The sequence below is a fragment of the Motilimonas cestriensis genome (assembly GCF_021295315.1).
In the GTDB taxonomy this organism is placed as follows: Bacteria; Pseudomonadota; Gammaproteobacteria; order Enterobacterales; family CBDFNC01; genus Motilimonas; species Motilimonas cestriensis.
In genome coordinates, this window is record NZ_JAIMJA010000034.1 from 25,641 (window position 1) to 37,261 (window position 11,621).

Below are 11,621 nucleotides of genomic sequence, written 5' to 3' on the forward strand. Positions count from 1 at the left end.
AACTGATGCCCACTCGTACCACTACTAATCACGGCATCATCACTCACGGTATTGCCACTAAATGGGGCCTGTGTGGGCTCCATTGTGTGGCGGTGCCAAATAGTCATGCAACACGCAACTTAGTAAATGCCCATGCTGTTGATTTGAGTGATGAGTTTGTTCTGAATTTAGCTCAGCTGCCAGCAGGTGAACGCCAGCAATGGCGTCCTTTTGCTTGCAGTCTTGACGGTCAAGACAGTGTGCAACGGCTCGATAATCGCACCGAGCTGCTGCGTTACTGTCAGCAATTATTGGCTAGGCGAATTGATGTTCACTCAAGGGAAAATATTGAAGCCCGATCTTCAATTATCATTCCAATGCATTGTGATAGTTTACCTGCTTGGCTAAGGCAGCGCTTAACTGCTGATATACAAGTAGCAGAGTCAAATATAACATTTGGCTTGCTGCTGACCTTTATTCCAGTGCCGATTGCGCTAAAGCAAAACATAACAATGTTAGCGCGATTAAGCCAAGTGTTACCCAAGCAAACTTATAGCGCCACTGAGCCGAGTGATCCCTTGGCTGATGTCTGGCAAGGCCAATTAACCAATGACAATGAATTAGCGCCATGCCTGTTTAACTTGCTCCAAAGCTTAAAGCAACGTCAATTGCAGCAGCGTTATTGGTACGGAAAAATCCATCAAAGCCGCCAAGCGCAGCTTACCATTACCGACTTGGCACCAGTTGATCACGCAACGTTAGTGTTTGAACAAGGCAATAAAACCGCCACGCCTTGGCCGCTGCTGTGCGCCGCGCCATCAACATCTGAGCAATTAATCTGGCAAGTGTTTTGGCCCATCAGTGCACAGAATACGGCTGAGTTAACAGCGACACTTAAGCATATTTTAGCCTTGCCAATCAGTCAGCGTTATCAGCTGATGCTCGCGGATATAAAAGCTTATCAACAGCAACAGGCTGCAACGAAAACAAACAGTCCAGCATCATGTTTGACAGTGTTAGTCGCCCCTGATGCCAGTGTGCTAGATAACGAAATACATCAACTCTTGCATGGGCTTGTGCAAGGTACTGAAGCTAAAGTAATACAAACCCCCAGTGGCAGTGTGGTGCGCCAAGTTAAAGATAATCAGCAAGCTTCGTTTATTGCTGACAGTGTTTGTTTTGTTTATCCGGGGGTCGGCACTTGTTATCCCGGGCAGTTTCATGATTTGTCGCGGTATTTTCCTCGTTTGTATCAAGCATTAGACACAAACGGTGAATTGGCTGAGCTATTAGCTGCGCGTCATTTTTTAGCAGATGGGCAAGGCACTGACAAGCTGACCACATTGGCACAAGCCGGCGTGGGTAGCGCTTGGTTACTCAGTCACTTATTACAACAGCTTAACATCACGCCTGCTTATGCATTCGGTTACAGCCTAGGCGAAGTAAGCATGTGGGCCGGTTTGTCATTATGGCAATCGCCTCAAGTGCTTGGCGAGCGGCTAGCAAAATCAGTGGCCTTCAACAGTGGCATTACCGGTGAGTTAAACGCCGTCGCGCAACTTTGGCAGTTAACACCCGAGCAAGAGGTGCATTGGGCCAGTTATTCGCTGCGTTTACCCGACGGTTTTACGCAAAACCTTGTCCATTATGATAAAGCTTGGCTGGCGATTAACCACGGCGACAGCGGTATTTTGGTGGGTGATTCGCAGCAATGTCAGCAATTATTGAATGAAACAGGCGTAAGAGCGATTAAGGTCGGATTTGTCACGGCGATGCACACACCTGCGGCGCAATACTATGGCGACGAAATAGCGCAAATATTTCACCTGCCGCTATCGGAGCAAGGCCAAGCGCTTGCGCTGCAGGCATCAACGAGACAGCCAGCAATTAAGTTATTCTCCAGCGCGAACTATCAACCAGTTAAGGTATCCAGTGATGCCATCAGCCAAAGTATTCATGATTGCTTTTGTCAGCCGTTGGATTTTGCCCATTTAACGCAGCAAGTGTATCAAGCCGGCGCGCGTATTTTTATTGAAGTGGGCGCGGGGCGAAGTTGCTGCACGCATATAGATAAAATACTGCAACATCAGCCTCATGTGAGTTTAGCCACCAATGGCAAGGGGCAAAGTAGTAGCCGCAGTCTATTACGTTTATTGGCTCAGCTGGTCAGTTTAGGTCTTAAGCCCGAACTAGATAGTTTATTTGGCCATCACTTTTCTCTATCTCTTTATCAACAACAGGATCAATCTATTTAATGACCAGTATTGCCATTGTCGGTATCGCACATTTATTTCCAGGTAGTCATGATCTTGAGGGGTTTTGGCAAAATTTACAGCAGCAACGTGATTCACGCACACACGTCAATCCCGCGCGCCAATGTGCCGATCCTGCCGATTTCTCCGGCAGTAAGGGTGACAATGACAAACATTACAGTCATCGCGGCGGGTATATCGAGCAGTTTGATTTTGATGCAACTGGCTATCAAGTATCTGCTGAGCAATTAAGTCAACTTGACTGCCACCAGCACTGGATCTTACAAGTTTGCAAGCAAGCCTTGCTTGACGCTGGGGTAACGTTAACGGACGAGGTGTTAAAGCAAACGGGTTTAGTCCTAGGCGCGTTATCGTTTCCGACTCAAGGCTCAAACCAAGTTTACTTGCCGCTATATCATCGCTCGGTCGAAGCAGGGTTGCAGCAAGTACTCGGGAAAGACTTTAAACTGGAGGCATTTGATCAAGACTATCACACCACTGATCACGTTAATGATCAGCAAGCCGATGCCAAACAAGGCTTGATTGCCGGCTACACCGCTGGGTTAGTGGCCAATGCATTAGGGCTTGGCCGTGGTCATTATGCTTTAGATGCGGCCTGCGCTTCTTCTTTATATAGCGTTAAGCTAGCGTGTGATGCCTTAATCGCGGGGCGCAGTGATGTGATGCTGGCCAGTGCGGTATCTGGCTCAGACCCCTTTTTTATCAATATGGGATTTTCCATTTTTCAGGCTTATCCCGCCAATGGGATTTCAGCGCCGTTCGATCAGCAAAGCCAGGGTTTATTTGCCGGTGAGGGAGCGGGAGTACTGGTACTGAAACGCCTTGATGATGCACTGCGTGATCAAGATAAGATTTATGCCACTATTGAAGGCGTCGGCCTTTCTAATGATGGCCGCGGCCAGTTTGTGCTTAGCCCAAACAGTAAAGGCCAAGTACTGGCCTATCAGCGTGCTTATCTCCAAGCGAAGCTTAAACCCAGCGACGTGGATTACATTGAGTGTCATGCCACCGGCACACCACTGGGCGATAAAGTCGAGTTGAACTCGATGTCGCAATTTTTTGGCGATGGCAAGCAGGTACCACTGATTGGCTCAGTCAAAGGTAATATCGGTCATTTGCTGACTGCGGCGGGTATGCCCAGTATTGTGAAGACCATATTGTCGATGCAACATAACCAAATACCTGCCAGCATTGGCATTAATGCGCCTATTAGCTCAGGTAATCTTGCGTGGGGCGAGCAACAATTAGTCAGGAATGAACAGCCTTGGCCAGCCAATAACAGCAGTGCGCCAAAGCGTGCAGGGGTTTCAGCCTTTGGTTTTGGTGGCTGTAACGCCCATCTAGTATTACAACAACCGCCTGCCACCGATGTTAAATCAATAGCAGCGAACAAACGTGAGTCAAGCACCACTGCAATGGCAATCACCGGCGTCGCTTGTCATGTTGGTCGCGCTGAAAACATAGTTGATTTTGCGCAAATTATGTCTGAGCAACAAGACGTGTTTGTCCCTCTGCCGCCACTGCGCTGGAAGGGCATGGAGCAACAATTAGTGGCAGAGCCTGAAGCAATGAGAGGCGGTTTTATTGAACAGTTTGAGCTGGACTTTATGCAATTTAAAGTGCCGCCAAATAATGATGATAGCTTGATCCCTCAGCAGTTATTGTTAATGAAAGTTACCGACCAAGCCTTGCAGGATGGCAAAGTGAAAGTTGGCGATAATGTTGCTGTGCTGGTGGCCATGTCGGCCGAGCCGGAAACCCATCAATTTCGTGGCCGAGTTAATTTGCAAACGCAACTTCCTGCCAGCCTCAAGCAAGCAGGCATTACGCTTACGACAGCTGAGCAAGCCAAGTTACAAGCCATTGCCATGGACAGCGTGTTAGGCGCTGCCAAGTTAAATCAATACACCAGTTTTATTGGCAATATTATGGCTTCGCGAATAGCGTCACTGTGGGACTTCAATGGCCCAGCGTTTACTATTTCCAGTGAAGAAAACTCCGTTTACAACTGCTTGCAAATTGCGCACGATATGCTGGTACAAGGTGAAGTGGAGGCGGTGGTTGTCGCAGCCGTGGACTTAGCCGCGAGCGCCGAAAACTTTATGCTGCGCCAACAACTCAGCGCTGATTTTTACGGACATGTCAGTGACGGCGCGGGCGCGATTGTGCTGCGTTTAGCCAGTGATGAAGTGAATTCTCAGCCCTATTATGGCCAAATTACCGACCTTAATTTTTCGACGCACAGCCAACTTCACGAGTTAAATAAACAAAGCAATGACGCGGATATTCGCCTAGTGGACATCACCGGCAGTGATAGCCAACAAGGGCAACAGGAGTTACAACAGCGTTGTCAACAACGTCATCCGAACGCCACGGTGCAAACCAGTAGCGAACAGACGGGTCATCTTTATGCTGCCAGCGGTTTGTTTAGTTTATTAAGTGTGCTGGTCAAGTTAAACCCAGCTTTACCAAGTCCAGCACCACAAGGCCAATTAGCGGCGGCTTACATGCAGTGTATTGATGGCAGCTTAAGCCAAGTCACGTTGCAAAGTGCCGTTAATGCCAAGATGTCCAAGGCATTCATGGTGCCCACGCCGGAGAAAGTCGGCTTAGTGAAAGCCGTCGTGCTCGGCGGCCCCTCTATTTCAAACACCATAATCGAACAGGGAACAGCCTTGTCAGTTAACTTAAACACAGCCGCTCAGCCAACCACCTTGGCGCAACATGAGCAAGCAAGCCAAGTGGCACAAACGCGCCAGCAAGGTTTAAATGATTTTGCTCGACTGGTGCGCCAGACTCCTTTGCCTAAGCGCACTGAAACCTATCAAGCTAAAACTTATCAGCCAAAAGCGGGCGAGATCTGGAACTATGACGATTTAGTTGAGTATTCAGAAGGCTCGATTGCTAAGGTGTTTGGCCCTGAATACGCCATCATTGACAGTTATCCGCGCCGCGTGCGTTTGCCGACTACCGATTACTTATTGGTGTCGCGGGTGACCAAGCTCAATGCCAAGGTCAACGAATACAAGCCTTGCACCATGACCACCGAATACGATATTCCGCTGGATGCCCCTTATCTAGTGGATGGACAAATTCCTTGGGCGGTGGCGGTTGAATCAGGCCAATGTGATTTAATGCTGATCAGCTACTTAGGCATTGATTTTGAAAACAAAGGTGAGCGAGTATATCGTTTACTTGATTGTACTTTAACCTTCCTCGCTGACTTGCCAAAAGGCGGTGAGACCTTGCGCTACGACATTAGCATCAATCATTTTGCGCGCAATGGCGATACCTTGTTGTTCTTCTTCTCTTATGAGTGCTTCGTGGGCGATACCATGGTGCTGAAAATGGACGGCGGCTGCGCCGGCTTTTTCACCGACCAAGAGCTAGCCGATGGTAAAGGGGTGATCAAAACACAAGATGAATTAAAGGCGCTGGCTCAAGTTGAAAAACAACACTTCACACCGCTGCTAGCCCATCAGCAAACTGCTTTTAACACAGAGGCTATCCGCCATTTGATCCAAGGCGATGTCGCGGCTTGTTTTGGCGCTGAATACGCCACTGATAAAAACTCATCACTTTGTTTCTCATCTGAAAAATTCTTGATGATTGAGCAAGTGTCCAACATCGATATCCATGGCGGCCCTTGGGGGCTTGGTTCACTGCAAGGTGAAAAATGCCTTGATCCGCAGCACTGGTATTTCCCGTGTCATTTTAAAGACGATCAAGTGATGGCGGGCTCACTGATGGCTGAAGGCTGTGGTCAACTGCTGCAGTTTTACATGATGTATTTAGGTTTACACACCTTAGTCGAGCAAGGGCGCTTTCAACCGATGGCGAACGAGCCGCAAAAAGTGCGCTGTCGTGGTCAAGTACTGCCGCAACATGGCACCTTGGTATATCGCATGCAAGTGACGGAAATCGGTTTGCATCCGATGCCTTATGCCAAAGCTGACATCGACATAGTGCTAAATGGTAAGGTAGTGGTGGACTTTAAAAACCTTGGCGTAATGATTAAAGGCGTCGCCAAAGCAGGCTTGAAATTACCTAATACCAGATTGCCCTGTACCAGCGCGCCGTTAATGGCGCAAGTACCCGATTTGAGCGCCGAAAAAATCAAAGGCGTGGTGCCATTAAAGCATGTACCCGCGCCAGTAGTGGCGGGTGAAAACCGCACGCCTGATACCTTGCCGTTTACCCCTTATCATCTATTTGAATTTGCCACGGGCGATATTTGCCAGTGTTTTGGTGAAGACTATCGCATCTACGATGGCTTGATCCCGCCGCGCACCCCATGTGGTGATTTGCAGCTCACCACCCGAGTGATTGATGTGCAAGGTAAACGCGGCGATTTAAAACATCCTGCTAGCTGTATTGCGGAATATGATGTGCCTGCTGATGCTTGGTACTTCCAGGGCAACAGCCACCACAATTACATGCCGTATTCCATCTTGATGGAAATATCCTTGCAACCTAATGGCTTTATCTCCGGCTACATGGGCACGACATTAGGCTTTCCTGGCACCGAGCTGTTTTTTAGAAACCTTGACGGTCAAGGCGAGTTGCTGCGTGAAGTGGACTTGCGCGGTAAAACCATCGTCAACGAATCGACCTTGAAATCAACGGTGATCGCAGGGACTAACATTATTCAAAGCTTTGATTTTGTGCTCTCCACCGATGGCGCGCCGTTTTATCAAGGCAGCGCGGTATTTGGTTATTTTAAAGCCGAGGCGCTGACCCATCAACTGGGCTTAGATAACGGCAAGGTGCGTCAAGCTTGGTACTTAGAGCAAGACGCCGCCACCGTTGGCAGCAATCAAATGCCTGAGCGCATTGATTTAACCAATCAACAAAACCCTTTATTTGCCGTTGACCCGAAGCGGCCACATTACCGCTTGGCGGGAGGGCGATTAAACTTTGTTGATACCGTTTACTTGCTGCCAAATAGCGGCACGCATCAGTTAGGCTATTGCTACGCTGAGCGCACGATTGATCCAAGTGATTGGTTCTTCCAATTTCACTTCCATCAAGATCCGGTGATGCCGGGCTCATTGGGCGTTGAGGCCATTATTGAAGTAATGCAAGTGTTTGCCTTAAAACAAGACTTGGGCGGCGAGCTTATTTCACCGCGCTTTATGCCACTGCTAAGTAATGTGAAATGGAAATATCGCGGGCAAATTAACCCGCTCAATACCTTGATGAACATTAACGTGCAGATCACCCAAGTGATCCGCGAGCCAAATAAAGTCACGCTAATTGCCAATGCCGATTTGTCTAAAGACGGTCTGCGCATTTATGAAGTTACAGATATTGCTCTTTGCATTAAAGAGACCGAGCAAGACACGGCCAATGCCGCTGCTAATGCCGAAGTTAAGGGTTAACGAAGAATGACAATGAATACACTAGAATTTTCCACCGCCAACCAAACGGCACTGCGTCAGCTGGCGCAAAATAGCTTTGTATTTAATAGCGCGCAGGGCGTCACCATTCGCCCCGATGCCAATGCTGTTAATGGCGAGTCACTATTAGCCTTTGCACCTGCTTGTGATGCCACTGAACTTGGCAGCGCCGCCTTTAAAGCCTGTCACGGCGTTAACTATGCTTATTACGCGGGCGCCATGGCCAATGGCATTGCCTCAGAAGAAATGGTAATTGCGTTAGGCCAAGCGGGCTTTTTAGCTTCATTTGGCGCGGCGGGTTTAGTGCCAGATCGTGTTAAACAAGCCATCACCACCATTCAAGCGGCGCTGCCCAATGGGCCTTATGCATTTAACTTGATCCACAGCCCCAGTGAGCCCGCGTTAGAGCGTGGCTGCGTGGAATTATATTTAAGCCATGGCGTACATACCGTTGAAGCATCGGCATTTTTGGGCTTAACCGAGCACATAGTGCGTTATCGCGCCGCAGGGTTAAGTGTGAATGCGCAAGGTCAGATCAACATAGCTAACAAAGTGATCGCCAAAGTATCACGCACTGAAGTAGCCGAAAAGTTCATTAAACCTGCGCCGGTTAAATTACTGCAAAGCTTGCTAGATCAAGGTTTGATCACCGCGCAACAATTTGAATTAGCACAGCAGGTGCCAATGGCCGATGACATTACCGCCGAAGCGGACTCTGGTGGCCACACTGATAACCGTCCATTAGTCACTTTATTGCCAACTTTGATCAGTTTGCGCGACCAGTTGCAAGCTGAATATCAATTTAGCACGCCCGTGCGCGTAGGTGCGGGTGGCGGCGTTGGGACGCCAAGTGCCGCGTTAGCTACCTTTGCCATGGGCGCAGACTTTATTGTTACCGGCTCGGTAAACCAAGCCTGTATTGAAGCAGGTGCCAGTGAACACACCAAAAAGCTGTTAGCGACCACGGAAATGGCCGACGTGACCATGGCGCCAGCCGCCGATATGTTTGAAATGGGCGTACAACTACAAGTGGTTAAACGCGGCACCTTGTTCCCAATGCGCGCGCAAAAGTTATACGACTTGTATCAACAATTCGACAGCATTGAGGCTATTCCTGCCGCTGAGCGTGAAAAGCTCGAACAGCAAGTATTTCGTCAACCCCTTGAAGTGGTGTGGCAGAACACCGTCGCTCACTTTAATAGCCGCGACCCTAAACAAATCGAGCGCGCGCAAAATAACCCGAAACGAAAGATGGCGTTAATTTTCCGCTGGTATTTAGGCCTTTCCAGCCGCTGGTCAAACCAAGGCGAAGTAGGGCGCGAAATGGACTATCAAATTTGGGCCGGCCCAGCACTGGGCGCGTTTAACGCATGGACCAAAGGGACATATTTAGCCGAATACCAAAACCGTAAAGTGGTGGACGTGGTCAGTCACTTAATGACAGGCGCTGCGTATCTACAACGCATTCAATTACTGAAAAGCCAAGGGTTGCTGCTAGCGCCTGAGCTGTGTCAGTATCGGGTGTCTAATTAAAAGGAAGTAACATGGAATTGATTGTAATAAGAAAACTGATAGCTGGGATCTTCGCATTATTGTTGGCAACTGGTGTGATTAAATGGCGGTTTGCTAGTGAACACGCTTGGTTCAGAATACTATTATACATAGGTGGGTTCGGATTATTGGCCGCGGCAGCGATGTATCAATTTGATATTATTCCTGAGTCGTCCCGAGACGTACTTCTAAAATAACAGCACGGAGTATCCAATCGGACATTCGTGCGTATTATAGAGGGCTTACCTATTGATAATTTTAAAGTTCTTGCTGGTCTCTGTGCTGATGTATCTTGGTATCGCTGCGGCGTTAATAATACTGGGCAAACCAAAAACATTCACAGAGCAAAGTGCTGACAACATTAACTTCAACGAAATGTTGATGGATTACAATTCATTACCTGAACTGCAATATTATCAGGCCCGAGACAATACTGCGCTCGCTTATCGCCATTATCCTAGTCGGGCTAATAAAACACTCATCTTATTGCATGGCTCGGGTTGGCATAGCCAGCAATTTTTATCCTTGGCAAACTATGTCAGCAAACAAGGTTTGGCGCAGGTTTATACACCAGATTTACGTGGCCATGGGCATGATCCGAAAAGACGTGGCGATGTCGATTACATTGGCCAATTTGAAGATGATTTAGCCGATTTTATGGCAATGATCAAAACCCGCCATCCCGACACTAAGGTGATCGTTGGCGGTCATTCTTCGGGAGGCGGATTAGCTATCCGTTTTGCTGGTGGCCAGTATGCTGGGCAAGCCGACGCCTATGTATTATTAGCCCCTTTTATCTATTACAACGCACCAACCACAAAGCCAAATGCAGGCGGTTGGGCACAGCCTTATACGGGACGAATTGTGGGACTCACTATGTTAAATAACATGGGTGTTCACTGGTTTGATTCACTCACGGCAATACAATTTAACCTGCCAGAGCCACTGCGAAATGGCAGTGAAACCTTGGCTTACTCTTATCGCCTTAATACTTCTTTTGCGCCGCGAGATTATAAGCAAGATTTGAGCAGTATTAACCAGCCATTGCTGGTGATTGCTGGTACTGCTGACGAGACCATGTATGTAGACCAATACCAGCCATTGATCAGTGAATACACCAAAGTAGACGTGAAGCTATTACCCGATGTAACACATATGGGCGTAGTGGTTGGGCCAGAGGTTCAACCCGTGCTTAGGGATTGGTTAGGTAAGTTGTAAAAAGGTTTCTCCTTAAGCAGTCTGATTTAACCTGAATAAGAGAAATAGTGTGATTTCTCCTCAGAAACAAGGTGAGTTGGCCAAACAAGATGGGTCGATAAGATTCATTTCAAAAGCTCTGCATATAAAACCAATGGTTATGAGATAAATGGCAATATCTCGGGATTTGGCGCGGTAAAGTAATTGCAAAAGTCTCGCTTTGTTCACACCTTATTTATAATACTTTGATATATAATCACAAAATTAATCAGCTGAATTCTTTATGGGGGGCCAAATTTGGTCTCGGTAAATACTAGGCTCGCTTTGTTTTCCCCTGTGTTGCTTGTTAAGGTTAACAAAAGAGCATTTAACTTGCTGAATATTATTAATTTATTTTTTACGGAATGACGATTTTCGTGCGGTAGCGTGCGGGATCTATACGGAATTCCGTATAAAACGCTGTTAGGTGTTTCGAAATATTGGAGTTTAAATCAAGTGGGATTGCTATTATTCAAGGGAATGAAAGTTGGAATTCAAGATGGTGACTTTTCGATAAGTCTCGATGAGAATGGAACCCCTGACTCTAATTTAACCCTCTCCACATCATACAATATGTTGCCAATTTGGATGAAAATCGCATATGAAAACCTTGTTACATCAAATAAGGCAAGTAAAGCGGTTTCTGAAAATTGGTGTGATGATAATGAAATTCAAAAGTCCTTATTAATTACTGAACTTACTCCATCTATTCAAGTATTTGTAGCGTGTGGCTGCGCACTAGATGCTTTTTACGATCAGCTAAAAGAATTTGCGAAAATATCTAGAGAAGACATAGATATTTGGAAACGAAAAAGAACGCCTCGTTCAGCGCAAATAGTCGAAATAATCAGGCGTGTTTACAAATTAGATAAAACTTTTGTAAAAGGCGCAAAAGTAAATATAGGTTCAATAATGGAGTACAGGGACAAAGTTGTTCATCCTTCACATGAAGTTCAACACACTTGTTCTCGCCCCGATATTCCAGTCAACGTGGATTGGCGCTTTTCAGCATACAAATATTCAAATGCAGAAATCGCGTACCAACGTACAATGGAGTGTAGTGGTACAACTATTTTGGCCACCTGATTAGAGGTGATAAGATCACCATAACTAAGCAGGTATCAATATGTCAAAACGTACAAGACCAACTTATTCACCAGAATTCCGACTAGAAGTTGCCCAA

The 11,621-nt window shown here is 47.1% G+C and carries 6 protein-coding genes; all 6 read left to right on the top strand.

Annotation, left to right across the window (positions count from 1 at the left end):
- Positions 1-5: 5 nt before the first annotated feature.
- The 6 genes from K6Y31_RS20510 to K6Y31_RS20535 all read left to right on the top strand — a co-directional run bounded on the left by K6Y31_RS20510 (position 6) and on the right by K6Y31_RS20535 (position 11,524).
- Positions 6-2,234: a PfaB family protein gene (locus tag K6Y31_RS20510; RefSeq protein ID WP_233054898.1), complete on the top strand. Its 2,229-nt coding sequence runs from the start codon at positions 6-8 to the stop codon at positions 2,232-2,234.
- Entirely contained in the window at positions 2,234-7,633 is a 5,400-nt protein-coding gene (locus K6Y31_RS20515) for a beta-ketoacyl synthase N-terminal-like domain-containing protein (RefSeq protein WP_233054899.1), read from the top strand. The genes K6Y31_RS20510 and K6Y31_RS20515 overlap by 1 nt, the downstream gene beginning before the upstream one ends.
- Positions 7,634-7,645: 12 nt before the next feature.
- The gene (locus K6Y31_RS20520) at positions 7,646-9,184 is read left to right on the top strand and encodes a PfaD family polyunsaturated fatty acid/polyketide biosynthesis protein (protein ID WP_427901923.1); all 1,539 of its coding nucleotides are present in this window, start codon (positions 7,646-7,648) and stop codon (positions 9,182-9,184) included.
- Positions 9,185-9,195: 11 nt separating this feature from the next.
- Positions 9,196-9,399 (top strand): hypothetical protein, encoded by a 204-nt coding sequence (locus K6Y31_RS20525; protein ID WP_233054901.1) that lies wholly within the window; start codon positions 9,196-9,198, stop codon positions 9,397-9,399.
- A 52-nt stretch (positions 9,400-9,451) separates the two neighbouring features.
- On the top strand, positions 9,452-10,420 hold the full coding sequence (locus K6Y31_RS20530; RefSeq protein ID WP_233054902.1) for an alpha/beta hydrolase: 969 nt from the start codon (positions 9,452-9,454) through the stop codon (positions 10,418-10,420).
- A 474-nt stretch (positions 10,421-10,894) separates the two neighbouring features.
- Positions 10,895-11,524 (top strand): hypothetical protein, encoded by a 630-nt coding sequence (locus tag K6Y31_RS20535; RefSeq protein WP_233054903.1) that lies wholly within the window; start codon positions 10,895-10,897, stop codon positions 11,522-11,524.
- The last annotated feature ends 97 nt before the right edge of the window (positions 11,525-11,621 follow it).